A 26460-nucleotide genomic window follows, 5' to 3' on the forward strand; every position below is an offset into this window, starting at 1 on the left:
ATGCAACGTCCGCCGAAATGGTCGGAGCAGCGTCGATCACAGGGCTCGATCCCTTACCCCCCGAAAGCCGAAACAAGCTTCTTCGCCAGCGGCAAAGAAGAATAGCCCAACCGTGAAGGTGTAAGCCCCATCCGTACGACAACCATGTCATGCGACGGGAAGATTCCGATGGACTGACCATCATGCCCTTGTAACCAAACCGCGTCCTCAAAGGATGGCAGGTCGCCCGGCGACTTCAGCCAAAGATGACCTTTGGCATATTTCCCGTCAGAAACCGCAACGGGTTCGAACATCCAGTCCACAAAACCTGCGGGCAAGATCCGCGTGCCGTCCCACACCCCCTTTTGCAGCAGAAACTGGCCATACCTCGCCCAGTCACGGGCCGTGGCGTACATATAGCTGGACCCGATGAATGTATCGGCGACATCTGTCTCGATGATCGCCGAAGTCATGCCGAGCGGTTCAAAAAGCGCACCCCGAGGATAGCTCAAACCGCCATCGGGCAGCTTGTCCTGCCACACCCGGGACAATGCGGTGGATGTACCAGAGGAATAGTTGAAGTCGGTTCCAATGCCGGCTTCCAGTGCACGGTCAGCAGCGAAACTGGCCATGTCATCGCTGAGATACAGCATCCTGGTCACGTCCGACACGTCTCCGTATTCTTCATTCCATTGCAGACCGCTTGTCATGGCCAGCATGTCGGCAACAGTGATGTCTCGCCTTGCATCTTCTGCCCATTCGGGAAAGCTGTCCACGAGGGTGTCCGATACGTTCATCCGGCCCGCGTCAATCAACGTTCCGATCAGCCCCGCAGTGACCGTCTTGGTCATGGACCAGCCCAGCAACGGTGTGTCGGCGTCAAACCCTTCGGCATAGCGTTCGGCCACGATGCGCCCGCCTTGAACCACCACTACGGCGCGGTATCCTTCGCCAAGCAGCTTGTCATCCGACAATACAGCCCGAACTTTCGGATCATCAGACAGCGCAACGTCGGTTCCACTTGGCCAGAGACCTGTCGGCGCGGACTTGGCGGCCTCAAGCCGCTGCTCACTCAGGGATGTACCATGGACGTTGGTGCAACCAAGCCCCTGTCGGAACTGCGACGTGGCGGGCGCGAAGAACCGAAAGAGTCGCGCGCGAACAGTCTGCGCCTCTCGATCGACTTCAATCGAAACGTGTTTGAGCAGCGGATGTCCCGGGGCCTGCACATCCACCGTAAGGACCTCGTCCGGATCACGTCCGGCAATGAAAACGTTCGAACAGACAATCTTGGCCGAGTAATTCGTGCCCACTTTCAGCAAGTCCGGGGGGGCGATCAGCAGATAACCAAGCAAACCCACGATGCCCAGAACCACGACACCTAGACCCGTTTTCAATACCTTCGTGAACATCCGCAGACCTGCCCTGTTGCTGTCTTTTCAGCTCAGGTTAGATACAACCAACTCGGTTTTGCTACCATTCCGTTGCGTATTCTTCCGATGTCGATCGGCAGACCCGGCGTCTTTATCTTCGAACTGCGCCGGTCGCCGCGTTGCTTTGATCTTGCGACTACCAAAATCTTTGCAATTGCCCGGCAAGACGTTGCCAAATCTGTTCACTGTACTCCGACTGCGGTCCAGCCAAACGGACCATTCTTATTGTCAGCGCCTGTGCAGGCAGAGCTTCTTCAACGCTTACAAGCTGCCCCTGAGCAAGCGGCGTGGCGACCAAAGAGTGGGGTAGCCATGCAACGCCGATTTCATTTACGGCATATTGCAGCATCGCCAACGTCAGGGCCGTCTCGGCTTTGGCCATGATTCTGGTTTTGTCGGGCAAACGCGGTGCAATCAGTCGGGAAAACACCTGCCCAAGAAATACATCAGGCGGATAGATAATCGCGGGAACAGTCTCACCATCCAATTCCCTGCGCATTGCAGGTGCGCATACCGGGATCAAAGTATCAGCGCCAAGCGTCTTTGCCTCAAATGCATTTTCGAGGTTTTGCATCCTGCCGTCCGAGATCGCGTACATGATCGCGAAATCGACTTCTTTTGAGATCAGTTGCAACAGACACTCGTCCTGATTCCCTGATCGCACTCGAACCGAGATGTCGTCATCTGCGGTCAAAGTGCGGACCACTTTCGGTGAAACGGTTGTCGTAAGAGCATGTTGGCACACAAAAGACAGAGACTGGCTGGCCTGATCACTCTCGGTTTTCAGAGTATGTCGAAGTTTGTGCAGACGCGCACTCAGCTCGCGCAATTCCGGTTCCAACGCCTGCACACCCGGCATCAGGGATACGGGCTTGCGGCGACGATCAAACAGGGTCGCACCGATACTGCCTTCGATGAGCCGCACCCGACGGGTAAAGGCAGATTGGGTCAGCAGCCGTTTTTCCGCGGCGCGTGTCAGCGATCCGCTGTCCAACACGGCCAATATGTCATCGATCCATTCCAGGCGCATGTGTACCAGATACCGCAGCCCCGATTAACATGCAATTGTTGCAACATATTTGCTGAATTTCGAATTAGCAGCGCGGTAATTCAAAGTGTAAATTGACGAAAATCAATATTAGGAATTGTGATATGCATCTCGCCCGCTTCCCCCGCCTTCACCTCGCTCATCTTCCGACACCACTTGAACCGATGAAGCGGCTTTCCAAAGAGCTGGGTGTGGAAATATGGATCAAGCGCGACGATTGCACCGGCATGTCAACCGGCGGCAACAAGACCCGCAAGCTGGAATTCCTGATGGCCGAAGCGGAAGCGCAGGGCGCGGACATGGTGATGACGCAAGGTGCCACTCAAACCAACCACGGTCGACAAACCGCAGCATTTGCCGCCAAACTGGGCCTTGAATGCCATATTCTTCTGGAAGACCGCACCGGCTATCAAGATGGCAACTACAATACAAACGGCAATGTCCTGCTGGACCACTTGCACGGCGCGACGACCGAGAAGTTTCCCGGAGGTCACGATATGCCGGGCGAAATGGAAAAGGCTGCCGAGAAGAAACGGGCAGAAGGCCGCAACGTCTATGTCATTCCCGGCGGCGGCTCGAGCCCGACCGGGGCGCTTGGCTACGTAAACGCGGCCTTTGAACTGTTGGGGCAGGCCAATGACAGCGGATTGCAGATTGACCGTCTGGTACATGCAACCGGGTCATCCGGTACGCAGGCAGGTTTGGTGACAGGAATGTGCGCCATGAATGCGCAGGTGCCGGTGCTTGGCATCGGAACAAGGGCACCTCAGCCAAAGCAGGAACAGATGGTTTACGACCTCGCCTGCAAGACAGCCGAAAAACTGGGGTGCGCAGGCGTGGTAAAGCGCGAAGATGTCATGGCCAATACCGACTATGTCGGTGAAGGCTATGGACTGCCCACTGAAAGCGGTATCGAAGCGATTCAGATGTTTGCTGAATTGGAAGGTATTCTTCTGGATCCCTGTTACTCGGCCAAGGGCGCTGCGGGTCTGATCGATCTGGCGCGTAAAGGCGAGTTCAAAGATCAGCGGGTCGTTTTCCTTCACACGGGCGGCGCCGCGGCTTTGGCGGGGTATGACTTTGCGTTCGATCACAAAAACCGCTGGGTGAATATCTGAGCAATGATGCTGCACCCCATCGGCATTCTTGGCGGCATGGGCCCCGAGGCAACGATCCTCCTCCAGCGTAAGCTGGTGGAGGCTGTACCGGTGCGCGATGATCGGGACCACATTCCGCTTCTGATCGACATGAACACACAGGTGCCATCGCGGATCACTCATCTGATCGAAGGGTCGGGCGAAGATCCGGGGCCGACACTGGCAGCAATGGCGCGACGCCTTCAGGATGCTGGCGCCGTGGCACTGGCGATGCCCTGCAACACAGCGCATCACTATGCCAAGGCGATCACCGAAGCCGTGACTGTTCCGCTATTGAATATGGTTGATCTGGCAGCGGATCATGCCCTCCGTGAACTGGGGGCAGGCGGTTGCGTTGGTATGCTCGCTTCTCCTGCAGTGGGCCGTACTTGTCTTTTCGATACAGCACTGCAGGCGCGCGGGCTATCACCTGTTTGGCCAGCGGATGATGACATGATGCTGGCGGCAATCCGCGAGATTAAGGTCAACGGCCCAAGTGACAAAGCGCGCGAAACACTGCAAGCGTCTTCAAAGGCACTGGTCAAGGCGGGGGCGGACTTGCAACTTATCGCTTGCTCCGAGTTTTCTCTCATTGCTGACAGCGTCGCGGACGACGCCAAAGCAGTGGACACGGTCGATCTACTGGTCCGCGCGATCGTCGGTTTTTCTCAGACGGGCTGCTCTGCGAGTTAGCGTAGGGCTTTTTTCAACGGCAGTCGGTGGGTCCAAAACGGTTTTGTTTGGTCACAAACGCTGCCAAAGCTGGTACGCAATCTGATCCAAGCTGACTGGTTTGGAAAAGGCTGAAATCGTCAACGTCGCGCACCATGTATCATCGCCGACCGGCACCAATACCCCCTGATCAAGTTCCTCGGCAATCGCCGTTTCGGGCATCCAGGCAAATCCGCTGCCTGTCATCAATCGTCGTTTGATCGTTTCGACCAGACTATCGACATATATCGTTTCGGTATTCTGGGGTTTCCGGTCAACGGTGTTTTCGACGACCATGCCCAAAAACGACGATCGGTCATAGGCCAGATAGGGGATCGGCGGGCCATCCTGTCTGGATAAATCCCATCCCATTGTCCGTACCGGCTCAACGGCAGCTACGGGTATCAGACGATCCTTCAGCAGATCCTTACGCTCAAACGCGGTTTCGTCGATCATGGGCGAGACAGAGTGGTGATAGTAGCACAGCAGGATATCCACCGCGCCCTCGACCAAGAGATCACAGCAGGTGCTCAGAGAATCAGACAGAACGCGTGTTCGCAGATCCGGGATTTGTTTCTGCAATTCCTCTATGCGGGCCGCCAAAAAATTTACCGCGATGGTGTGTAGAACCGAAAAACGGATGAACCGACTGTCGCCCCGGTCGGCGTCCCGCAGGGATTGGCGGGATTCTGACAGCTGTGAAATCGCCGCCTGAGCAACAGGCAGGAATTGTTTGCCGGCTTCGGTCAGTTGCACCGGATACGTTGCCCGATTGACCAAGGGCAGCCCGACCCAGCTCTCCAACGCCTTGATTCTGCGACTGAATGCGGATTGCGTGATGTTACGCTCATCGGATGCACGGGTGAAGTTCAAGGTCCGGGCGAGGCATTCAAAGTCGCGTAGCCAATTCAGATCCAATGAGTATCCCCGCTTGTTAACGAACGTTTTCAACAAGCATACAGGAACTATGCAGAAACAGAATAGTTTGATGAAATGTTCGAATTGGCTCTCTGAAAAGTTCCTGTTCTAGACTTCTGGGTAGGGTCTGGCGGTTGGTCCTTTTTTCAGCCTTCCGTCCGAAGTTGCGGCCAAATGCATGTTGGCACGACCCTATTGCGCAATAGGAAAGTCGATCGACGGAAAAAACGACGCCGAACCACGGCGCATTTCAACAGAGGAGAAGACCATGAGAACCAATCTAAAAACGCTGGGGATGGCTGCTGCGGTCAGCATCTGCGCCGTGCCTGCATTCGCAGCCGAAGAAGTGAAGATCGGCGTGCCATCCTGGACCGGCGCACAGGCCATTGCCCATCTGCTGGGCGCGGTCGTGGAAATGCGCATCGGTGGCGAAGTGGAATATGTGCCCGGCAACAACGCCACGATCTTTCAGGCGATGGATCAGGGCAAGGGCGATATCGATGTGCATCCCGACGTTTGGCTCCCCAACCAGGAAAGCTTCACCAAGAAGTATGTGGACGAAGCCGGCACCGTTACCTTGTCGTCGAACCCCTACGAGGGCAATCAGGGCTTTTGCGTCAGCAAAGACTTTGGTGAAGCCAACAACATCACCGACATCGCTGATCTGGGTCGCCCGGATGTAGCCGCATTGATGGACAGTGACGGCAATGGCAAAGGTGAAATGTGGATTGGCGCGCCGGGTTGGGCTTCGGCCAATGTGAACGAAGTCAAAACCCGCGACTATGGTCTGCTTGATTTCATCGAGCCGGTACGTGCCGAGGAAAGCGTGAAGACCGCGCGGATCAAGGACAGCATAGCCAAGGGTGAAGGGTACGCCTTCTATTGCTACAAGCCGCATGCGGTCTGGTACATGTTCGACGTTCAGATGTTGACCGAGCCGACATTTGACCCGGCAAAATACGTGATGGTCCAGCCGTCTGATGATCCGGACTGGTACAACAAATCCAGTGTTGCGACCAAGGACGCGCTCAAGAACGTGCAGATTGCTTGGTCCAACACGCTGCCAGAGCGCTCTCCGGCGATTGCTGATTTCTTCGCGAATTTCGCGCTGACAGCAGATGATGTGAGCGGGTTCGCCTATGAGATCAGCGGCAAGGGCCGGGATCCGGCAGAGGTTGCCCGTGAATGGGTCGAAGCGAACCCGGATCGTGTCGACGCCTGGCTGGGTCTCTGATCTCACGTCCAGAAACAGGGTGGCGGCGATTGGCGGCGCTGCCCAAATGCGCACCTCTGGGGGACCTATGAGCGACGATACCGTTATTGAAATCTCGAATGTCTGGAAGATATTCGGGAGCAAGCCCGAGGTGGCGCTGCAGGCGATCCGCGACCGCGGGTTGGACAAGGCCCAAGTGCTGGCTGAATACAACTGCGTTGTCGGCGTGGCGGATGTCAGTCTGTCGGTCAATCGGGGCGAGATATTCTGCATCATGGGCCTGTCAGGCAGCGGAAAATCCACTCTGGTCCGCCACTTCAACCGGTTGTTGGAGCCTACCGCCGGCAAGATCGAGATCGAGGGCACTGACGTGATGGCTCTGGGTCCGAAAGAGCTCCAGCAGTTTCGCAACAACAAGATCGGTATGGTTTTTCAGAACTTTGCGCTGATGCCGCATCGATCTGTGCTGGACAATGTCGCGATGCCGCTGGAAATCCGGCAGGTCAGCAAGAATGAACGCATGCGTCAGGCCGCCGCTATTCTGGATATCGTCGAACTCGGAGCCTGGGGATCGAAATTCGCACACGAGCTGTCCGGTGGTATGCAGCAACGTGTGGGCCTTGCCCGGGCACTGGCGGCGAACCCGGATGTGTTGTTAATGGACGAACCGTTCTCGGCGCTGGACCCGTTGATCCGGCGGCAGTTGCAGGATGAGTTCATCCGACTGAGCAAAATCCTGAAAAAGACGACGATCTTCATCACCCACGACCTGGATGAAGCAGTTCGCATCGGGAACCGGATCGCGATCATGCGCGACGGCAAGGTGGTGCAGATCGGGACGGCCGAAGACATCGTCATGAACCCCGCCGACGACTATGTGGCCGATTTCGTTGCGGGCATATCGCGGCTCAAAGTGGTGCGCGCCCATGCGGTCATGCGGCCCATACCAGAGCATGTTGCGACCCATGGGCCGCTATCGGCAGATGCACCACGTGTAAATGAGAGTGAGAACCTGAGCACGCTGATCAATCTGGCAATCGACAACGACAGCGCAATCCTAGTGGAGGACGGCGGCGTGGATGTTGGCGTCATAACCCGTGCCGATCTGTTGCGCACCGTGATCGAAGGGACCGAAGTGTCATGAGCACATCTGATGTGAACCCGCTGGAAGATACCGAAAGCGAAGCTGCTTTGGCGTATGCCGAAGAGCGGCGCAAGAACATTCGGGCATTTGTACGCACCAGCCCCGACTACTACATCCGCAACTTCGACAAGATCGGCGCGTCGTCCCGCTTTACACCAACCTTCAATCTGATGGCCGGATTATTTGGTCCGGTCTGGTTCGGTGCCCGGGGCTTGTGGTCATGGGCGCTTCCATTTCTGATCCTCGAAACAATAGCCTATGTGCAGATCGCGCGAGGGATGTTCGGCGATCTGGCGGCCGAGGCTATGGAACGCATCGCTTCTATTGAAGGGACGCTTGAACTGCGCCGTCAGCAGTTGGCCGCTGCCATTGAAAACAATTCGGACAAGATCGATGTCTATCAGCGAACGGTGGATTCGCTTGAGGAAAACATAGGCGGCATCCGCGCTGAAGCCGAGGCGATGGCCGCCGAGGGCCCGTACATTGTTTTGACCGGCCTGATCATTCTAATCATCGTCAAGCTTGTTCAGTCACAGGTGGCAAACTGGGCGCTCGAGGCGCGTTTCTCGGAATGGTTGTCAGATCGCTCAATCCGATCAGCAATGCCGGTATCGCAGATCGTGTTCAGCGCGGTATTCATGGCGCTGATCGTTGCTGCGGCGATGATGCATTACAGCTTTCCGGGGCGTTTCTCGTTGCTCAGCCATTTCCCGACGGACCCCAACATCCGCCTGACCAGCATCACTTGGGTGGAAGACTTCATCGCCTGGTGCGTGCGCAACAGCGAAGCGTTCTTTGACGGGCTGACATTCGGTATCCGTACCCTGCTGGACGCGCTTGAGGTCATATTGGTACAGACTCCGTGGATCGTGATCGCCAGTCTCATCATTCTGCTGACATGGCTGACTGCGGGCGTCAGCACGGCAATCTACTCGGGCGCATTTCTGGCCTATATGGGGCTGTTGGGCTTCTGGGAGGGCGCAATGACCACACTGGCCTTGTTGGGGACAGCGGCGTGCCTGTCGATTGTCATCGGAATTCCATTGGGCATGTTCGCGGCGCGTCGGCCACGGTTTTACGCTTTCATCCAGCCGATCATGGACTTCATGCAAACCATGCCCGCCTTTGTTTTCATGGTCCCCGTGATCGCGTTTTTTGGTGTTGGCAAACCAGCGGCGGTCGTGGTCACGATGATTTTCGGCGGCACACCAGTGGTGCGCCTGACCGTTCTGGGCTTGCGCGGAGTACCCGAAAGTGTGCGTGAAGCAGCGATCAGTTTTGGCGCCAACAAATGGTATCTGCTCACCAAGGTCGACTTGCCGCTGGCAAGCCCGTCGATCCGGGCGGGGATCAACCAGACAATCATGCTGTCATTGGCAATGGTTGTGGTCGCGTCGCTGATCGGTGCCAAAGGGCTGGGCGAAGACGTTCTGGAGGCGTTGCAGTACGCGAATGTTGGCCAGGGTATCCTTGCAGGGTTCTCAATTCTGTTCTGTGCGATGATTCTGGATCGGATTGTGCAGGGCGGCCGGAAATGACACCCATAGTATTTGTCCATGGGTTTCTGGGCGGCAGTCGGCAATGGCAGCGGCAGGTCGAGGCCCTGGAAGGTTACGATGTGATCACGCTGGATTTGCCGGGTTTTGGTGAAAATACTCACCGCGATGCATTCTGCAGTATCTCGGGCTTCGCGGACTGGGCGTTGAATGAATTGAAGTTGCGCAACATCGAGAAATTCCATCTGGTTGGTCACTCGATGGGTGGAATGGTCGCGCAGGAAATGGTTGCCCGTGCGCCCAAGCGTGTTGACCGTTTGGTTCTTTATGGCACCGGGTCCGTAGGAGTGCTGCCCGGGCGGTTTGAGACCATTGATACCTCGAAAACCCGTGCCTGTGCAGACGGACCGAAAGTGACGGCGCGGCGAATTGCGGCAACCTGGTTTCTAGAGCGCGAAAAGGCGATGGAATATGAACTTTGCGCCACGATAGCGCAGAAAAGCAATCTGAAAGCCATGCTCACTGGTTTGGACGCGATGAATTCCTGGAGCGGCGCTGAAAACCTGTCAGCAATCAAGACCCCGACACTGGTTATGTGGGGGGATCGGGATCGTACCTACCCATGGAGTCAGACAGAACAGTTGTGGCAATCTATCCCGAATGCAAATCTCGCGGTGATTCCGAACTCTGCACATGCGACGCATCTGGAGAAAGTCGAACTGTTTAACGGGGTATTGCGGGATTTCCTTGATGCCTGATGAATTGCGCCAATCAAATGAACCGGACAGTTGACGCCATCCTGCGGATAACCGATTGATTTATATGGTCGAACGCCATGGTCTGCCAGATCAATCCATTGATCGGCAGGCTTTTCCGTATCAGCGCGTCGCAGCAAGACCACCAGTTCGCGACCCTGTATTCAGCAAGGCCCAAATACGCATGCGTTCCTGCCGTCACGCAGGGTTGGTGGAAAGAGTTTCCTTCGCGCCATTTGTGCAACAAAGCCGACAGCATTGCGCAGGCGATCAGATTTGCAATACACGAACGTCCTGCATGGACCGGATCGTGGCCAGATCCTGCTCGTAAAGATCTGTAAACGCTTCAACTATATCGGCATTCCAACCCGGCATATCGAGCTCTTCTTCGATCTGCTCCAGACGGGCGTATTCGTCCAAAATATTTGCCATCTCTTCACGTCGGCTGGTCCGGTCAAGGGCGTCCCCTTTTCTCACGATGTCCAATACATGTCGTTGACCGGCCTCCGTCAAAAGTGAAGACAGGAATGCATATTCTTCATGAATTGGAGCCTCATCAGGCAATCCGGATATAGTGCGGATGATATCTCCCCAAATAAGCGGGGAATTCTCGTGTTCCCACAAGGTGAGTTGAACCTGCGGGGCAAGATCCAGCAGGTCTTCGACCATACCAAGCCAACTGAGGCAGCTTAAATCGGTGCTGGCCAGTATGTCCTGACGATGATCTTCATGGATCGACGCAAGGATCTTTGGAATAAAAACCACGGGATTTACCAGCCCTGCAAATACTTCAACCTGCGCGCTGTCCAGCAGAGATTCTGTGTAAGCCGTTCTTTTCCCCGCAAACGGATAGATCTGCCCGTGTTGCAGCGCGGTGCGTCTGGGGCCAAAGAATTTGTCGCTCGACAAAATCACGCGGTCCAGGTTGGGATTGCCGGTTACAAGCTCCGCCAAGCTGTTTGGTGTTTCTGCATCAGGTTGACCTTGCAAGATCGAGTCAGACACAACTTTGACGAATTGCCGGGACCGACGCGGCCCCAGAACAGCCGTTCGGTAATCCGCCAATATCCGCCTGTTCGCGCCAAGCGAGGACATCACCAGCCCTTCATCCGAAAAGGCAACACCAGCGTGGATAGCAACCTGCATCTTGTTTCCCTTAACCCTGGCTTTTCTGTATAGCCGCGTTCGCCACCTCTCGCGAGATCTCTGCTGCGAATGAGCCCGGCGTTTTTGCACGTTCTCAGGAAATCGGGCAATGTCAAAGTTAGGGGTAAAATTCAGACTTGCAGTCCACCGCCAGAGGAAGTAATCGACAGCCAGTGCCCCTATAGCTCAGCTGGTAGAGCAACTGATTTGTAATCAGTAGGTCCGCGGTTCGAGTCCGTGTGGGGGCACCATAGCATCTTCTAACTTATTGGTATCGCTCCAGCTTTTAGCCACTGCCAGGAGCCGTAAACCATGTCGGAGACCGTTTCGCGCCCTTTCACCTTCGTAAAAGACGGTGTTTTCTACTTCAGCCGCCGCATCCCGAAAGAATTGAGAAACCACTACACGTCGCCTCGGATCGCGTATTCGCTGCGGACAAAGTCGCCCAAGATCGCTGAAGCCAGAGCCAGAAGAGCAGCTGATCAGCTGGACGAGTACTGGTATCACCTGCGTTGTCGTGACGCAAACCTACCCGGCAAGCACATGCTGAGGCTACAACGCACAACTGACGCATCAGTCGTTGACCAGCCGCTTTCTTTCTCCTCGTCATCTGTTCTTTTGTCGGAGGCGGTGGGGATTTATCTTCAGCTGAAGGGGAATGGTCGCCCCGTGACCTTTCGTCGAGCTGCTGAGAGGGCCTTTGGCTACGTCATTGACGCCTGTGGAGACAAGCACCTCGATGCCTACACCAAAGCAGACGCCAACGCATTCCGAGATGCTCTGATTGCTCGTGGTCTTGCTGGCAGCAGCATGACGCGGGTCTTCGGTACCGTCAGGGCCGTAACGAACTTCGCTGCAAGCGAACAGGGCCTCAACCTGAACAACCCCTTTGCAGGCGTCTACTACGACAGATCGGCTGGCGTCTCCGATCGCACTTCTGTTCCTGCTGACGTCTTGGTTGTAGTTCAAGAGAAGTGCAGAGAGCTGGATGACGATCTTCGCTGGCTCGTGGCGTTGGTGTCAGATACAGGAATGCGCTTGGCCGAAGCCGCAGGGATGACAAGAGCGGACTTTGTTCGTGGAGAGGACGGAGTGCTGACGGCTCGGGTTCGTCCCCATCCGTGGCGTCGCCTGAAGACCAAAGGAAGCGAACGCGATGTTCCTCTCGAAGGTCAAGCACGATGGGCTGCTGAACGCATCCTAGGGTCAGGATGCATTGATTTCCGCCGCGCCACGTGATTCACGGCTCCGAAAATGGAGCGGTCACATGAGCGATCTTTTCTGGTTGACTGACGCGCAGATTGCGCGTCTCAAACCCTTTTTCCCGAAGTCGCATGGCAAGCCTCGGGTTGATGACAAGCGGGTGCTAAGCGGGATTATCTTCATCAACCGCAATGGGTTAAGGTGGCGCGATACCCCTGCAGTCTATGGTCCGCACAAAACACTCTACAGCTGCTGGAAACACTGGAGCGAGAAAGGCAACTTCGCACGGATGATGGCTGGTCTGGCCGCTGAGCACGGCGAACAGAAGACTGTGATGATCGACGCGACCTACCTGAAGGCACATCGAACGGCGACCAGCATGGCCGCCAAAAAAGGGGGCGCGGGCGTCTGATCGGCCGAACCAAAGGCGGCATGAACACCAAACTGCACGCCATCTGTGACAGCCAGGGGTGCCCGCTCGACCTGTTCGTCACCGCAGGTCAGGTCAGCGACTACATCGGCGCGCGGGCGTTGCTCAGCAGCCTCCTAAAAGTCGACTGGCTGCTCGGGGATCGCGGCTATGACGCCGACTGGTTCCGAGAAGCGTTAAAAGACAAAGGGATAAGCGCCTGCATCCCAGGCCGCAAGCAATGAAAGACCCCGGTCAAATACGATAAGCGCAGGTACAAACGCCGCAACCGGATCGAGATCATGTTCGGCAGGCTCAAAGACTGGAGACGCGTCGCAACCCGCTATGACCGCTGTCCCAAGGTGTTCCTATCTGCCATCGCGCTCGCGGCTATCGTCATCTATTGGTTATGAAGCCTGACCCTAGGCAAAATTGATCTGCCCGCTGGGACGACCCGGCCAAGCACGGGCGTTTCTTCAGGACGACCTGGCAGATTAGAGGTCGAACATGACAACTAAAACCAAACAAGCCAGGAAACTGATCGAGGGTAGACCTGCCCTGATCGTAATCGACATTCAAAAGAGCACATTTATTGATGACAGCGAAGTGCGCTCCATTGACAACATGCCGGACTACAAAGAGCGCATGATCGCTGCGCGCGATTTGGTTGACGCCGCGCATGGGAACAATGTGCCCGTCATCTTCGTTCAGGAAGTCTAACGTCCCGATCAGTTCGACTTCGGCAGGAAACTGGATGATGACGAAGACACACACTGTCTCGAAGGTGATCCACGGACGGAAGTTGCAAAAGATGAGATGGGTTATCGCAAAGGTGACTACATCGTCCCGAAGCGACGGTATTCTGCGTTTTTTGGAACCGTTTTCGAAATCTTACTGCGCGGTTTAAAAGTAGACACACTTTTATTGTGCGGCGGGCTGACAGATGTTTGTGTGCACTACACATTCGTCGATGGGCACCAATCAGACTACTTCTGCCGCGTTGTAGAAGATTGCGTTGGTGGGTCATCTGTCCCAGCCCATGAAGCAGCTCTCAATGCTATGGAATATCTACAAACCGGCGCTGTTCAGAGCCGAGAAGCAGTGATCAATGCCATCTCGTCGCTCTAAATTGCAATCGGACTGTTAGTACCAGTTGGAGTGCATAATTTTTAGCCATGTCACGAAAGCGTGTTGGGCAAGCCGGTTCACGACAAGTTTCATCTGCGGCTTCAGCGGAAGCGGCGGAAAAGACTGAACTGGAAGGACTGACTTTTGCCTGAGGGAGTTTGATGCAGGTGGTGGCGATGCGCCACGAGTTCGAAGCTTTCTCCAAGTAGCTCGGCGAGGTCGCTTGGACTATATCGGGCGACCGGGAAACCACTGCACTTCTCCGGCCCGTCTGGCGCAAAGGTGGCAATGATCGCATTGCCGCCGATGCTCACCCCGCGCGCGAGGCTTTCCAGATAGGCCGCCCGCTCCGCCGCATCGACGAGGAAATGGAACACTGCCCTATCGTGCCACAGGTCGTAATGACGATCAGGAGCCCAAGTGGTGATGTCTGCCGAAATCCATTTCACTGTTTCACCGGCTTGTCCCAGCCGGTCCCGGGCAACAACCAGGGCGACCTGCGATAGGTCGAGGACTGTGATATCGTGAAGTCCCATCGCGAGCAGAGCGCCCGCAAGACGGGAGGTTCCCCCGCCAATGTCGATGACTGATGAATTCGCAGTTGCGCCAGCCATCTCGATTAGTTCGAGCGAGACCCGTGGATCATCCTGATGCCAACTCAACTGGGCCTCGGACTTCTCGCCATAGACGGTGTCCCAGTGTGCCTTTCTGTCGACCGTCATGTCTCTACACCCTCCCAACTTATTGTAGCGAAAGCACCCTTCGAAAGACTGCTCCGCCGTCCATCTTCGACCGGAGTAGAAACCAACGCAGGTAACGCCCCAGATACTTCGACGCCGGGCCTTTGAAGGGCCCCATGAAGTCTTTGTAGCGGGAGTGTAATGCGTTCACATTCTGGATGTGAAAGGCTTTCTGCGTGATCCGTTTGCCTGGCTTGTTGCTGAGAACATGATGGTCCAAGGTGTTTTCTTGGTGAAGCGGGCATAGGTCGCCGCACCGTCGGTGCAAAGAATCGCATCTGTCGCAACCACAGGCGAAAGCGCCGCGTCGATGACGGGAATACTGCGGTTTTTGATCCGCTCCAGATATTGTTTGCCGGAGCGGCTGGTGATTGTGAGAAGCGGAAGTTGCCACCGCGACAACCCTCTCTGCATCTTCACCCTTCCGCTCTTGAAGACATACCACTGGTGACGGGGCGGACGCGGATACTGGAGCGGGTTCCTCAGGTGCAGAGCCATTCCCGTGAACCTTTGCGGCTCTCCCGTTGATGAGTTTCGTCTATCTCGACAATGCCACTGAAGGCATCGTCGGAGGCGACGCCTACACCTGATGTAGGCGCGCTCATAGCGCTGCATTCCTGCTATTGATTTCATTCATTAAATTCAGGTGAACTTGCCCATAGCTTTGCGTGGTATTTGTGCACAAATTTGCAGGATTTGCCAAAAAGTTTGCACACTGTCCCTATCGGTGTCCAACTACATCCTTCCGAAAGTCTCTTTGAGTTCTGCGACTTGTTCTGCATCCAACATCCGGATTGGCATACCCCGCAGTGCCACGAGCAGCTTGGCTGTTTCTTCCAACTCTTCCGCTGCACAGACCGCTGAAAAGAGATCCTTTCCTGATACGACGGGACCGTGATTAGCCAGCAGAACAGCACTATACTTGCCGCCCAGTTCGCGGATCAAATCACCGGATTTTGGATCACCCGGCTTAACGTATGGAACCAGTTTAACCGTGCCTACGCGCATGACCACGTATGGTGTAAGCGGCGGAATACAGTCATTGGGATCGGTGTCTTCCAGACACGACAGTGCGGTGGCCCAGGTCGAATGCAGATGCACCACTGCACCGGCTTCCGGCCGCGTCTCATAGAAGGCTTGGTGCAGAAAGACCTCCTTGGTTGGCTTGTCTCCGGAGACGTGGTTGCCATCCAAATCAATCTTGGCAATTCGCTCGGGGTCAACATTGCCCAAAGTCGAATTCGTTGGCGTCATGAGAATCCCGTCCGGTAAACGCGCAGAGACATTGCCCGCAGTGCCAACGGAAAAGCCACGCGTAAACAGCGAGGCGCACAGCTCCGACATCTGCTGCCGCAGCGCCAATTCTTCAGAACTCATCTGCCTGCCTCCATCATTCTGAGCGCTTTAGCGAAGAAATCCTGAGCGCCAAAGTTCCCAGACTTTAGAGCCATTGCAATGGGTTCTGTTTTCCCAACGCTCAGGACTGGCACGCCCGGGTCAATCTCTGGCCCGATTGACATAGCCGGTGACCCCAGTGCCTCAGAGACGGCCTTGGCAACAGCTCCCGATGTCTCCCCTCCGGCCACGACAAGGCGCTTATAACCCGTTTGGACAAGTTCCCGTGCAGTTTCTGCAAAGAGATTATCCAGCCTGTTTGCTACAGCTTCCTGACCAAATTGATTTTGGATCGCTCGCACATCATCCGGGCTTCCCGATGAATACGCGAGCGGCGCCTGACCCGGATGCGCTTTAAAGAAATCCAAAAGCGTTTGCGTGGTCACATCCCCGGACATGACACCCGGAACATCAATGGCGAAGCTCGGATGGGATTCGGCATGTACATGTATCTGCCCACGGGTCGCACCGGAACACGACCCAGCAAGGATCGCGGCAGACCCTGCAGCACCGGTGAACAAACTGCCAGTACTTTTTGATGAAGCCTCTCTTAAGAAGTTTCTGGGTAGCCCCAGCGCTATCCCGGATCCCCCTGAAATGAGCTTGGCATCCTTTAGAGCTTCGCCCCAAGCCAACAAATCCTCGTCCGAAATCGCATCACCGATCACAAAGCGTTCGTCGACGTTCCGCAAAGCAGCAGCAATTGCCTCTGAACCTTGCTTCACAGTGTCAATTGGCACCAACCCAACCGCTTCTTCAGTCTGATACTGCAACCATCGCCGGATGTTGGCATCCGTCATCGGTGTAAGAGGGTGATTTTCCATCCCGGATTCGTGCAACAGCTTACAAAGCACAAAGAGATGACCGTAATAGATAGTACGCCCCGTTGCCGGAAAGGCCGGGCAGAAAACCACCTTTTGCGCACCCAGTTCTTGGGCCAGTGCTTCTGCAACGGGGCCGATATTCCCTTCTGCCGTGGAATCGAAGGTCGAGCAATATTTGAAGATGAACTGGCGGCATCCTTGGTCCGCGAGCCACCGCAGGGCCCGCAGGCTGTCCGCTACAGCTTCCTCGATAGGTGCTGTGCGGCTTTTGAGCGAGATTACACCCGCTTCGATCTCCTTCTCAGCCGGGGTCGTCGGAATACCTGGAAATTGAGCCGTTCGTAACCCACCTTCCGGCTCTACGCCTTTCGCTAAGGTGTTCGCGATATCACTCGCACCGGTAAAGTCATCGGCTATGACACCGATTTTCATAGTTCGATGTCCCTGTTTGGCCCAGGATCCAACCTATGGATATGCGGCGCCGCACCGACGGGAAAAACCTCACGCACAAGTGGATCATGGCCGGGCACGATAAGTCGAGGATGCGAGGCCAACCTCTCGAGTGTCTCGAAACCATCCATCATGTCCTGCAGGTCGACGACGATGGGAAAGGCTTTGCGCTCCATGAAATTCTCGTAGTAATGCGAGGCATCCGATGCCAGAACCATCCACCCGGCTGCTGTTCTTACACGAACACATTGCAACCCACGCGAATGCCCGCCGATACAGTGCACGGTCACCCCATCTGCTATCTCGGCTTCTCCATCGTAGAACACGACCTTCCCTGAATAGAGACGCTTTACGACCTCGCAGATATGGCCGGCCGTGAAAGGCGCACGCAGGTGGTCATGGCACATGCAGGGACCCGTGGCGAAGGCCATTTCCACCGATTGAATATGCAACTTGGCGTTCGGGAACATATGCAGCCCCCCTGCGTGGTCATAGTGAAGATGGGTCACGATGATGTCTGTCACCGCTTCCGGCGCAATGTCCAAGGGGCGCAGAGCCTCACGTGGGTCCATCGCAATTGGACGACCACGGGCGGCTGCCTCTTCGGAATCGTAACCAGTATCGACCAGAATGACTTCGTTGCCGCGCTTCAATACCCAAACGAAATAGTCCATCGCGTGAGGTGCGTCGTGATTGTCATCCAAGATGAAGCTGTCGCGTCGAGTGCGGGCATTGCGATCCGCATACTTGACGGCGTGAATCTCCCAAATGTTCATCGGATGACCTCGGTATACTGGTGAATAGCTTTGGCTTTTATCACATCAGCAACCGCCGCATCGAAAGTCTTGAAATGCGCGCTTTCGAGGTGAGCGCCAAACGCGGCAGCGTCATCGTATACCTCATAGAGGAACACCGTCTCGGGATCGTCGCCGAGGCAAACGTCAAACTGCTGGCATCCGAATTCTTCACGTAAAGAGGTTGAAGCGTTTTCGACCATCAGCGGCAAAAAGGTGTCTATCGTACCGGGCATGAGAGTGAAGGTGACAGTAACCACAAACATCAGACGGAAAGTCCTTTCAGACGCGAGAAAGCGCGCTTTGCGACAGGCAATTGGCTGAGGATCAAACCAATGTTGAGCACCATCAGAATGGCCGCACCGGGCCGCGAAAAGAAGACCGAAAGATCCCCATCCGACAAGAACAGCGACCGGCGGAAGGTTTCATCAAACAAGCTGCCTAAAATAACTCCAATAACCAACGGCGCGATTGGGTACTTCATCAGGTTCATAAAATAGGCGACGGCGCCGACACCAAGCATCAGGTAGAGATCATTGATGCCACCACCGACGCTGAAAGACCCGATTGTTGTCAGAACCATCACGACTGGCAAGAAGATGGTCTGCGGTATGGCGAGTATCTTGATAAAAACCCGAGCAGTGAACAGGCCCATCAAGAACATTGTCAGGGATGCCAGCACCAGGATTGCAACCACGCGCAGAATGATCTCGGGGTCTATCGTGGGGCCCGGGATCACGTTGTTGATCTTGAAGGCCCCCATCAAAGCCGCGGCGGGTGGTGAACCGGGAATGCCTAACACTAAAAGTGGGATCAGCGCGCCACCAATACAGGCGTTGTTTGCTGTTTCAGAACACAGCAGACCTTCCAAAGAGCCTTTTCCAAACTTGTCGCCCTCGGCAGATACGGTCTTGCCGACACCGTAACTGACCCAACCGGCGACATCTTCGCCCACGCCGGGAAGCGCTCCTACCCCGGTCCCGATCACTCCTGAACGGCCAATGGTCGGCAAGTAACGTCGAATAGAGCGAAGGTTTGGAAGAATACGGCCTTTAAGGGCCAGAACTTTCCCAGCCTCAACGTGCCTTAAACCGTCGATGATTTGGGGAATGGCAAAGGCCCCCATTAAAACTGGCACGACCTGAAATCCGCTCATCAGGTAAGACCAGCCGAAGGTATAGCGCGGCTCGGACAACAGAGGGTCGAGACCCACCATGGACATCGCGAGCCCGATCAAACCGGCGATCCATCCCTTAATCACCAAATCTTCGCTCATCAAAGTGCCAGAAAGCAGAATGCCGAAGAGGGCCAGCAGTGCTTTCTCCGGGCTTGCGATGTTTTTTGAAACCAAAAGCAGTGCCCAGACAAATATCAAAAGCGTGATGGTCCCGATAACTGTGCCAATGAAACTGGCCGTTGTGGTCAGCCCTAGGGCTTCGCCGCCTCGACCTGCTTTGGCCAGAGGGTAGCCATCCATGGCCGTCGCGGCGCTGGCTGCTGTGCCAGGTATGTTCAGCAGAATAGATGGGTAGGAGCCGCCGTAAATCGCGCCGACGTAGGCCCCGAGCAAAGCGATGAGCGAATAGTCCAGCGGGATTTTGTTGCCGAAGAACCCCGTCAGGATCGTCACTGCCAGGGTTGCCGTCAAGCCGGGCAATGCGCCAAACGTGATGCCTAGGAACACGGAAGCGATCAAATACAGATAGGTCAGCGGGTCTACTGCCAGGCCCACGAATGCGGTCCCAAATCCAGCCAGTTGCGAAAGGATAAAATCCATCCGGTCAATCTTTCCATAGCGGACGAAGCGTCACGTAGTAGTGGTATTCGATTTGCTTGAAGATCAGCCCACCGCGCGCGGGCACGTTCTGTCGGAAGATAAAGGCCATCGCGCAAACGAGAATCAAAGGGGCCAGTATCGCGACCAGTGGTACGAACCGCAAAAGCCGTTCTGAAGCCGCTTTGGTCAACACCACAAGTGTTAGCGAGACCCATAGGACCAGTGTAAACCAATCATCTCCGTGTGCATTCCACTCCGCCTGCGCGGGAAATATGGCGAACGCAAAAAGTCCGGCAGAGGCAACTGCGATACAGGCCACCAAAGAACGCCGCGCATGGCCGCCGTAGTACCCGTAAGTCAAAGCTGTAATCAGTAACCCCGAGCACAAAATGAAGTCCACTCTGGGAACCAGTCCGACGACATATGCAAGAAGGATCAGGCCTATTGTTGAAGCTCGATAGGCTTCCGACTTATCCCATCCGATCCCCAAAGCCGTGAGCGCGTTTTGGGCCCCACCAGAGCGGATCGAAATTGCCAGCAAAACGAAGGACAAGCCAAGCAATCCACCGAAGATGAACAACGGTACAATTGCAGCCGAGTTGTACCAATCCGACCCACTTACTCCTGCGCGGTTTTCACCCCAAAGTGGAATGTCCGACGTCTTCCAAAGAAAAAAGACGGACACTGTTATAAGAACAATTGCTGCCCAAAAGTCGCGCGACCGCATGACCAGTGTTTCGTCAGGTTTGTCCATTGCCTGCCTCCTGAGGGAAAGGGCGCAATCAAGCGCGCCCTTTCAAAATTGATCGGATTAGGGCTTCTCGATACCCAGCGAGGCCGGATCGACGGTGGCAGCGCCAAGGTCCTGCAAGGTAAAGGCAAAAGTAGCCTCGAGGTTCGCAAACAGTTCTTGAGCCGCTTCACCGTGCTGACCACCGACGTCGTAATTGTTTGCCGCAGCCCATTCGGCGACGGTGTCAGACGCAATCGCCTGCTCAAAGGCATCGCCAAGCGCGGCCTTTACGTCGTCACCAGCTGAGCTGTGAACTGCAAAACCAATGGCCTGTTTGAGTGGAAGATACTGATCGAGACCGTCATAGATGCCGAAGGCAGATGGCACCGTAGCTCCTGCGATTTGCGCGTCCTCGGGCGTCAGCATCGCGAGCGGTTTCAACTGACCGCCCTCGATCAAAGGCGCCTGCTCAGCCAGAGAGGTTACGACCAATGCGACCTCGCCCGCTATCGCTGCTTCTTGCCCTGGCGCCGAGCCTTTGTATGGAACAAACTTGAATTCCGCCCCGGACCCTTTTTCGATGGCGAGAAGGTTCAAGTGGTGGATAGACCCTGCGCCGGAAGCCGCTGCCGGAATAGTGCCAGGAGCTGCTTTCGCAGCGTCGACCAGTTCTTCCAGCGTGTTGTAAGGGCTGTCCGCCGGGACCGAGATCAGATCAGGTGATCCACCAACAATGAACGGATACCAAAAATCAAATTTCTTATCCCAACCACCCTGCACAGCGGCGGTAACGTTAGACTCTGACAAACCAACCAATGTATAGCCATCGTCTGGTTGGTTCATGACGTAGACCATGCCATTGGAACCTGCGACGCCACCAGTTTGATTGATCACATTGATCGAGACCGGAAGGTGTTTTTCCATCTCGGCCATGATCATTCGGTTGATCGTGTCCGTGCCGCCACCGGCCCCCCAGACCACAGCTGTGGTGATGTCACGATAAGGGTAATCCTGCGCAGCAGCTGCCCCTGCAATCCCGGTCGCCATCACGGCTGCGGCGGCCAACCGCCCTAGCTTTAGTTTCATTTCCAAGTCCTCCCAAACAACTTTGCGTTTATTGTTGCATTTAATTGCGTATACATTACAGAATGCATTGTCAACGGACTGTAGTGGAAGCTGCTATCGCGCTATGAATGCGAAACGGGAAGGAAGCGGGCCAGAATGAAAATGATTTACGATGTTGCGGTGTTCCACGGGGACGGGATCGGCCCGGAAATTATGGCCCCTACGCTTGAAATTCTGCACCAACTCTCGCTAAGCAATCCAACCTACGAGCTGGCGTTTACAGACGCACCAGCTGGCGCAGGCCACTACGCCAAAACTGGAGAATCATTTCCGGCTGGATCACTCGAAACTGCACGCAATGCGGACGCAATTCTGCTGTCTGCAATGGGCTTGCCAGATGTTCGATATCCTGACGGAACCGAGATTTCACCGCAAATTGATCTGCGAAAGCAACTGGGACTTTTTGCTGGTGTGCGTCCTGTAAAAGTAAGCAGCGGACAAATGACCCCTTTGGCGCTGCCTCCCGGAAAAGAGATCGACTTTGTCTTGATACGCGAAAGCACAGAAGGACTGTTCTTCACCCAAGGCGCTGGCGAAGTTTCCGAACACGAAGCACGTGAAACTCTGCTGATCACTCGTGAGGTATCCGAAAAACTGTTCCGTTTCGCGTTTGAACTCGCCAAGAACCGCAAGGCATCCGGTCGCGGCCAAGGACGGGTTACATGTATCGACAAAGCCAATGTTTTCAGGGCCTTTGCATACTTCAGATCTATCTTTGACGTGGAGGCTGCACGCCATCCCGATTTGAAAGCTGACCATGCCTATGTTGATGCCACCGCTCTATGGATGGTCCAAAAGCCTTGGGAATTCGATGTTTTGGTGACTGAGAACATGTTCGGAGATATCCTCTCCGACCTTGGTGCGGGTCTCATGGGCGGTCTTGGACTGGCGCCATCAGCGGATATCGGGTTGAACCACGCTGTTTTCCAACCCTGCCATGGTTCCGCTCCGGACATTGCGGGACGGGGTATTGCTAACCCTTTTGCGATGATCCTGTCCGCAGCAATGATGCTTGAATGGTTAGGTTTGACCCATGATCACCCAGGCCTGTCCAACGACGGCGAACGATTGCGTGAAGCCGTGGAAAAGGTGACTGCGAACGGACAGAACCTGACGCGTGACCTAGGTGGCACCGCCGGAACGCAGGACGCAGCCTCATCGGTATTGGAAGAATTGCGGGCATGAATACTCAACAAGCCATCAGGGTCGCGTGTGTGGGTGCGGGGTATTTCAGTAGGTTCCACTACGAAAGCTGGTCCCGAATGCCCGGAGCGGTTCCGATTGCATCCTGCAACCGTGATATCAACAAGGCGAAAGAAACAGGACTGGCGGCTTACGATGATCTGTCAAAAATGCTGGAGGCGGAAAAGCCAGATCTCGTGGACATCATCCTTCCACCTGTGGCGCAGGCCGACACCATCCGGACGGCACTGCGCTCTGGGATAAAGTGGGTGATCTGCCAAAAACCTTTCTGCATGTCTTTGGATGAAGCTGAGATGATTGTTTCAGAGGCTGAAGCGGTTGGGGCAACTATTGTTATACACGAAAACTTTCGCTTCCAGCCTTGGTATCGAGCAATCAAAGAGGCGATGGCCAAGGGTCGAATTGGAACTCCTCTACAAGCGACTTTCCGACTTCGACCCGGTGACGGACAGGGTCTACACGCCTACCTTGACCGGCAGCCGTACTTTCAGGACATGCCTCGTTTCCTTGTTCATGAAACAGCGGTTCACTGGGTAGACACGTTCCGGTTTCTGTTCGATGCGCCCAGTGCTGTTTACGCGGACTTGCGCCAAGTTAACTCCGTAATCGCGGGCGAGGACGCAGGCTACATCTTGTTTGACCACCCCAAAGGTTTGAAAGCTCTGTTCGATGGGAACAGGTGCCTTGACCACAGCGCCGAAAACCTGCGTCAGACCATGGGCGAAGCTCTCATCGAAGGAACGGAAGGATCACTGGTTCTTAGCGGCGACGGTTCAGTTGACCTCCGCGCTTTCGGAAAACAGGAGCGACAGCAGATTTTACCTCCGAGCGATCGTGATGGGTTTGGAGGAGACTGCGTACACGCCTTGCAAAGTCACGTCATTTCAGGCCTTGTAAAGGGCACGCCGCTGGAAAACACGGCTCGAGACTATTTGGACGTGATCCGCATCGAAGAGAACATCTATCTCTCGGCTGCGGAGGGACGAAAGATCAACCTGGAGACTCCGTGAAGGATCAGGACGCAAAAACTCTTTCCAATACGCAACGCGCTGTAAGAGATTTGCGGCGGATGATCCTGTCCGGCGAACTTGCAGCCGGAACTGACCATCTGGAATCGGAACTCGCCGAGACCCTTGGCATGTCCCGCACCCCGATACGGGAAGCTGCGCTTATGTTGGAAAGCAAGGGGTTGCTGGAAATGCGGCCCCGCAAAGGCGTGCGGATACTGCCTGTTTCATCAGACGATATGCGTGAAATTTATGACATACTGACGGAACTCGAGAGTCTCGCAGCACAGCGCGCTGCCGAAGCGGGCTATTCAGAAGATGAACTGGCGGTACTTGCTGGATCAATTGCAAAGATGGACCAAGCCATCGAAGCCGAAGACCTTGAAGCCTGGGCCGAGGCCGACGAATTGTTTCACCAGGAGCTCGTTCGGTTGGGCGGCAACAAACGGGTCGAAGCGATTGTCGCCATGATGAGCGACCAGGTACGTCGCGCGCGCGCGACGACGTTGTTCATCAGGCCACTGCCCGTCAAATCCAATGAAGATCACCGGGTTGTTTTCCAAGCAATTAGTGAAGGCCGACCGGATGCTGCCCGTGAACGTCATCGAGAACACAGGCTGCAAGCACAGGCTATGCTTTGCGGGATACTCGAAAAACATCGGCTCAACAGCCTCTGATCTTCTCGTGCCGGTCGTTAATCAACTAAAATAACTGCCTATTTCCGGCATTAAGGGCGCTCCGAATACTTGTCTCCCACGGTAGTCCACGGTTGCCTCCGGCTGTTCTGATTTACTTTTTTCAAATCACTCATCCAATCACTGCATCGACTGGGGTTGAAGTGGTACGATTTCGTATTATTTGGTTCGATATCGTACTATTGGAGAGTCAAAATGCCAAACAGAAGACATTTTCTAAAAGTTCTAGGCGGAGGCACGATTTTGGCGGCAACTGGTGCGGTTGGGTTCCTCGCTACACGCACGCCGCATGACGCGCTGGCTCCGTGGACGCCAAAACCGTATGACGACCCGCGCAAAACCGCTTTGTCCTACGCAATTCTCGCCCCCAATCCACACAACTTGCAACCTTGGCTGGTCGAGTTGGTTGGACAAGACAAAGTGCGCATCCACCGTGATACTGATCGCGAGCTCCCAGAAACCGATCCTTACCACCGCCAACTCTTTATTGGCCTCGGCGCATTTGTTGAGACCATGGTCCTGGCGGCAGGTGCACAGGGATTTGATACCGAGGTCAAGTTACTGCCAGATGGGAATGAAGGATCTATCGCAGAAGCACTGTTTGTTCCTGGCGGGTCATCCGATCCACTCTCAGATCAAATCCTTAACCGACATTCAAACAAAGAACCGTACACTGAACAGCGGCTGTCCGAGACGGAATCGTCGGTCCTTGAAAACTATGCCACTCTGATTTCCGACGAGAATCTGGTGGCCCGTGTTCGAGACCTTACGAAACGCGCTTTTGAAATCGAAATGCGAACGCCGCAGACCCTGAAAGAATCCGTCGACCTGATGCGGATCGGGAAAGCTGAAATCAACGCCAACCCAGACGGGATAGAATTACGCGATCCCATGCTGGAAACGCTGCGACTTACCGGCCTATTGGACAATGAAACCCTTATGAATGTTGACCACCCAGGCACTCAGTCACACATGCGAGGCTACTTCGCCATGCTAGACGCGACGCCACAATACGCAGTCCTCACGACGGCCACAAATACGCGAAGCGATCAACTCGATGCCGGACGTCAGTTGATGCGTTTCTACCTAAAGACAACCGAAATGGGCTTGGGCGTTCACCCCGTCAGTCAGGCACTTCAGGAGTATCCCGAGATGGCCGATGAATACGCTCTGGCGCATGAGCTTCTTGCGTCACCGGGCCACACGGTGCAAATGTTGCTGCGTTTGGGGTATGGACCCGAGCCAATTGCCACCCCCCGCTGGCCGCTGGAGACACGAATTCTGAATGAAGCCTGAAGATGAGACCAACGAAGTTTACCGGTTCTTCACCGAGGTCGGGATCATCAATCAGCTGATCTCGGCCAAGCTTGAAGCGTTCTTACCTGGTAGAATGACCGCAACCCAATTTGGCATATTGGGCCACCTGGTCCGGCGTCCCGAGGGAGAAACTCCACTACAGCTATCGAACGCTTTTCAAGTGCCCAAGACGTCGATGACGCACATGCTCTCCAGTCTTGAAAATCATGCTCTGATTACCCTTGAAGCCAACCCCAATGACAAGCGTTCGAAAATTGCCCGGTCCACGCCGCAAGGCGCGGAGTTTTTGGAAGCTTGTATGGAGCGGATTTCGGAAGCCCTGGTTCCAGTTTTGTTCGAACTCGGGTTCGATCCGTTTCACAATTCGCTGCCGAATCTGACGCTCATACGCGAAGCTTTGGACAGCGAACGGGACTAGGCAAAAACCGGTGTTAGCTAGAATACGAAGCCAAATTCTTAAACATCATGCAATCTCCGCCCGGGGGAAGCGGCGGTGATCCTTCAGGCAAAGTGGGCGTGTAGTTAAATGTCACAATCTTCGCGCCGCCGTCGAACGCCACGAACAGTTGGTTAGATCCCGGCCTACGCTACGACCCCAACTGTGGTGATTTCGTCGGCGACGGGAATAGCGCGCAACATGGCACCTGAAGCCTTAAAGTCTGACAGGGGTAAACTGATTTT

25 protein-coding genes, 1 tRNA gene and 2 pseudogenes are annotated in these 26460 nt (G+C 55.1%); 15 read left to right on the forward strand and 13 right to left on the reverse strand.

Going from position 1 to position 26460, the window contains the following annotated elements; genetic code table 11:
- Positions 1-53 precede the first annotated feature (53 nt).
- Both AC2FJB_RS21085 and AC2FJB_RS21090 read right to left on the reverse strand, forming a co-directional pair.
- Positions 54-1391 carry a serine hydrolase domain-containing protein gene (locus tag AC2FJB_RS21085; RefSeq protein WP_496685987.1) on the reverse strand — a complete coding sequence of 446 codons (1338 nt, stop codon included), beginning with the start codon at positions 1389-1391 and terminating at the stop codon, positions 54-56.
- A gap of 157 nt (positions 1392-1548) precedes the next feature.
- Positions 1549-2442, reverse strand: a complete 894-nt coding sequence (locus tag AC2FJB_RS21090; RefSeq protein WP_299902018.1) for a LysR family transcriptional regulator — start codon at positions 2440-2442, stop codon at positions 1549-1551.
- 122 nt (positions 2443-2564) lie between these two features.
- Between AC2FJB_RS21090 and cuyA the strand changes: the two genes are divergently transcribed.
- Both cuyA and cuyB read left to right on the forward strand, forming a co-directional pair.
- Entirely contained in the window at positions 2565-3578 is a 1014-nt protein-coding gene (gene cuyA / locus AC2FJB_RS21095; protein WP_299902020.1) for a D-cysteate sulfo-lyase, read from the forward strand.
- 3 nt (positions 3579-3581) lie between these two features.
- Positions 3582-4289 (forward strand): cysteate racemase, encoded by a 708-nt coding sequence (cuyB, locus tag AC2FJB_RS21100; RefSeq protein ID WP_496720651.1) that lies wholly within the window; start codon positions 3582-3584, stop codon positions 4287-4289.
- A 51-nt stretch (positions 4290-4340) separates the two neighbouring features.
- Here cuyB and AC2FJB_RS21105 read toward each other — a convergent pair whose 3' ends face one another.
- Positions 4341-5225, reverse strand: a complete 885-nt coding sequence (locus AC2FJB_RS21105; protein ID WP_496720653.1) for a LysR family transcriptional regulator — start codon at positions 5223-5225, stop codon at positions 4341-4343.
- A gap of 268 nt (positions 5226-5493) precedes the next feature.
- Here AC2FJB_RS21105 and AC2FJB_RS21110 point away from each other — a divergent pair, with 268 nt between their 5' ends.
- The 4 genes from AC2FJB_RS21110 to AC2FJB_RS21125 all read left to right on the forward strand — a co-directional run bounded on the left by AC2FJB_RS21110 (position 5494) and on the right by AC2FJB_RS21125 (position 9836).
- Complete coding sequence (locus tag AC2FJB_RS21110; protein WP_496720655.1) at positions 5494-6459, forward strand: ABC transporter substrate-binding protein; 966 nt, start codon at positions 5494-5496, stop codon at positions 6457-6459.
- A gap of 67 nt (positions 6460-6526) precedes the next feature.
- Entirely contained in the window at positions 6527-7582 is a 1056-nt protein-coding gene (locus AC2FJB_RS21115) for a quaternary amine ABC transporter ATP-binding protein (protein ID WP_299902031.1), read from the forward strand.
- The gene (locus AC2FJB_RS21120; RefSeq protein ID WP_299902034.1) at positions 7579-9120 is read left to right on the forward strand and encodes an ABC transporter permease; all 1542 of its coding nucleotides are present in this window, start codon (positions 7579-7581) and stop codon (positions 9118-9120) included. Before AC2FJB_RS21115 ends, AC2FJB_RS21120 begins: the two co-directional genes overlap by 4 nt.
- A complete protein-coding gene (locus AC2FJB_RS21125; RefSeq protein WP_117870741.1) occupies positions 9117-9836 on the forward strand; it encodes an alpha/beta fold hydrolase in 720 nt (239 codons plus the stop codon). The genes AC2FJB_RS21120 and AC2FJB_RS21125 overlap by 4 nt, the downstream gene beginning before the upstream one ends.
- Positions 9837-10103: 267 nt before the next feature.
- Here the strand turns inward: AC2FJB_RS21125 and AC2FJB_RS21130 are convergent, their stop codons facing one another.
- On the reverse strand, positions 10104-10979 hold the full coding sequence (locus AC2FJB_RS21130; RefSeq protein ID WP_496720657.1) for a hypothetical protein: 876 nt from the start codon (positions 10977-10979) through the stop codon (positions 10104-10106).
- A gap of 175 nt (positions 10980-11154) precedes the next feature.
- Between AC2FJB_RS21130 and AC2FJB_RS21135 the strand changes: the two genes are divergently transcribed.
- From AC2FJB_RS21135 to AC2FJB_RS21150, 4 genes and pseudogenes are all read left to right on the forward strand, one after another.
- A tRNA-Thr gene (locus tag AC2FJB_RS21135) sits at positions 11155-11230 on the forward strand.
- Positions 11231-11291: 61 nt separating this feature from the next.
- Positions 11292-12218, forward strand: coding sequence for a DUF6538 domain-containing protein (locus tag AC2FJB_RS21140; RefSeq protein ID WP_496720659.1), 927 nt, complete (start codon positions 11292-11294; stop codon positions 12216-12218).
- 28 nt (positions 12219-12246) lie between these two features.
- A pseudogene (locus tag AC2FJB_RS21145) lies at positions 12247-13004 on the forward strand (IS5 family transposase).
- 94 nt (positions 13005-13098) lie between these two features.
- Positions 13099-13719, forward strand: a pseudogene (locus AC2FJB_RS21150) (cysteine hydrolase family protein).
- 101 nt (positions 13720-13820) lie between these two features.
- Here the strand turns inward: AC2FJB_RS21150 and AC2FJB_RS21155 are convergent.
- The 9 genes from AC2FJB_RS21155 to AC2FJB_RS21195 form a co-directional block, all read right to left on the reverse strand.
- Positions 13821-14441, reverse strand: a complete 621-nt coding sequence (locus tag AC2FJB_RS21155; protein WP_496720661.1) for a class I SAM-dependent methyltransferase — start codon at positions 14439-14441, stop codon at positions 13821-13823.
- 165 nt (positions 14442-14606) lie between these two features.
- Entirely contained in the window at positions 14607-14957 is a 351-nt protein-coding gene (locus AC2FJB_RS21160) for a hypothetical protein (RefSeq protein WP_496720663.1), read from the reverse strand.
- Positions 14958-15194: 237 nt separating this feature from the next.
- Entirely contained in the window at positions 15195-15836 is a 642-nt protein-coding gene (otnC, locus tag AC2FJB_RS21165; protein ID WP_496720665.1) for a 3-oxo-tetronate 4-phosphate decarboxylase, read from the reverse strand.
- Positions 15833-17110, reverse strand: coding sequence for a 3-oxo-tetronate kinase (otnK, locus tag AC2FJB_RS21170; RefSeq protein WP_496720667.1), 1278 nt, complete (start codon positions 17108-17110; stop codon positions 15833-15835). Before otnK ends, otnC begins: the two co-directional genes overlap by 4 nt.
- Positions 17107-17904, reverse strand: coding sequence for an N-acyl homoserine lactonase family protein (locus AC2FJB_RS21175; RefSeq protein WP_496720669.1), 798 nt, complete (start codon positions 17902-17904; stop codon positions 17107-17109). Before AC2FJB_RS21175 ends, otnK begins: the two co-directional genes overlap by 4 nt.
- Positions 17901-18188: a putative quinol monooxygenase gene (locus AC2FJB_RS21180; RefSeq protein WP_496677111.1), complete on the reverse strand. Its 288-nt coding sequence runs from the start codon at positions 18186-18188 to the stop codon at positions 17901-17903. The genes AC2FJB_RS21175 and AC2FJB_RS21180 overlap by 4 nt, the downstream gene beginning before the upstream one ends.
- A complete protein-coding gene (locus AC2FJB_RS21185) occupies positions 18188-19699 on the reverse strand; it encodes a tripartite tricarboxylate transporter permease (RefSeq protein WP_496677114.1) in 1512 nt (503 codons plus the stop codon). Before AC2FJB_RS21185 ends, AC2FJB_RS21180 begins: the two co-directional genes overlap by 1 nt.
- Positions 19700-19703: 4 nt before the next feature.
- Positions 19704-20453 carry a hypothetical protein gene (locus AC2FJB_RS21190; protein WP_496720671.1) on the reverse strand — a complete coding sequence of 250 codons (750 nt, stop codon included), beginning with the start codon at positions 20451-20453 and terminating at the stop codon, positions 19704-19706.
- 57 nt (positions 20454-20510) lie between these two features.
- Positions 20511-21518 (reverse strand): Bug family tripartite tricarboxylate transporter substrate binding protein, encoded by a 1008-nt coding sequence (locus AC2FJB_RS21195; RefSeq protein WP_496720673.1) that lies wholly within the window; start codon positions 21516-21518, stop codon positions 20511-20513.
- Positions 21519-21653: 135 nt separating this feature from the next.
- Between AC2FJB_RS21195 and AC2FJB_RS21200 the strand changes: the two genes are divergently transcribed.
- The 5 genes from AC2FJB_RS21200 (at position 21654) to AC2FJB_RS21220 (ending at position 26197) form a co-directional block, all read left to right on the forward strand.
- Positions 21654-22742 (forward strand): isocitrate/isopropylmalate dehydrogenase family protein, encoded by a 1089-nt coding sequence (locus tag AC2FJB_RS21200; protein ID WP_496720675.1) that lies wholly within the window; start codon positions 21654-21656, stop codon positions 22740-22742.
- On the forward strand, positions 22739-23770 hold the full coding sequence (locus AC2FJB_RS21205) for a Gfo/Idh/MocA family protein (RefSeq protein ID WP_496720677.1): 1032 nt from the start codon (positions 22739-22741) through the stop codon (positions 23768-23770). Before AC2FJB_RS21200 ends, AC2FJB_RS21205 begins: the two co-directional genes overlap by 4 nt.
- Positions 23767-24444, forward strand: a complete 678-nt coding sequence (locus AC2FJB_RS21210) for a GntR family transcriptional regulator (RefSeq protein WP_170756439.1) — start codon at positions 23767-23769, stop codon at positions 24442-24444. The genes AC2FJB_RS21205 and AC2FJB_RS21210 overlap by 4 nt, the downstream gene beginning before the upstream one ends.
- Before the next feature lie 213 nt (positions 24445-24657).
- The gene (locus tag AC2FJB_RS21215) at positions 24658-25758 is read left to right on the forward strand and encodes an Acg family FMN-binding oxidoreductase (RefSeq protein WP_496720679.1); all 1101 of its coding nucleotides are present in this window, start codon (positions 24658-24660) and stop codon (positions 25756-25758) included.
- Positions 25748-26197 (forward strand): MarR family winged helix-turn-helix transcriptional regulator, encoded by a 450-nt coding sequence (locus tag AC2FJB_RS21220; protein WP_496720681.1) that lies wholly within the window; start codon positions 25748-25750, stop codon positions 26195-26197. Before AC2FJB_RS21215 ends, AC2FJB_RS21220 begins: the two co-directional genes overlap by 11 nt.
- The last annotated feature ends 263 nt before the right edge of the window (positions 26198-26460 follow it).

The sequence above is a fragment of the Ruegeria sp. CDSC085 genome (assembly GCF_059610465.1).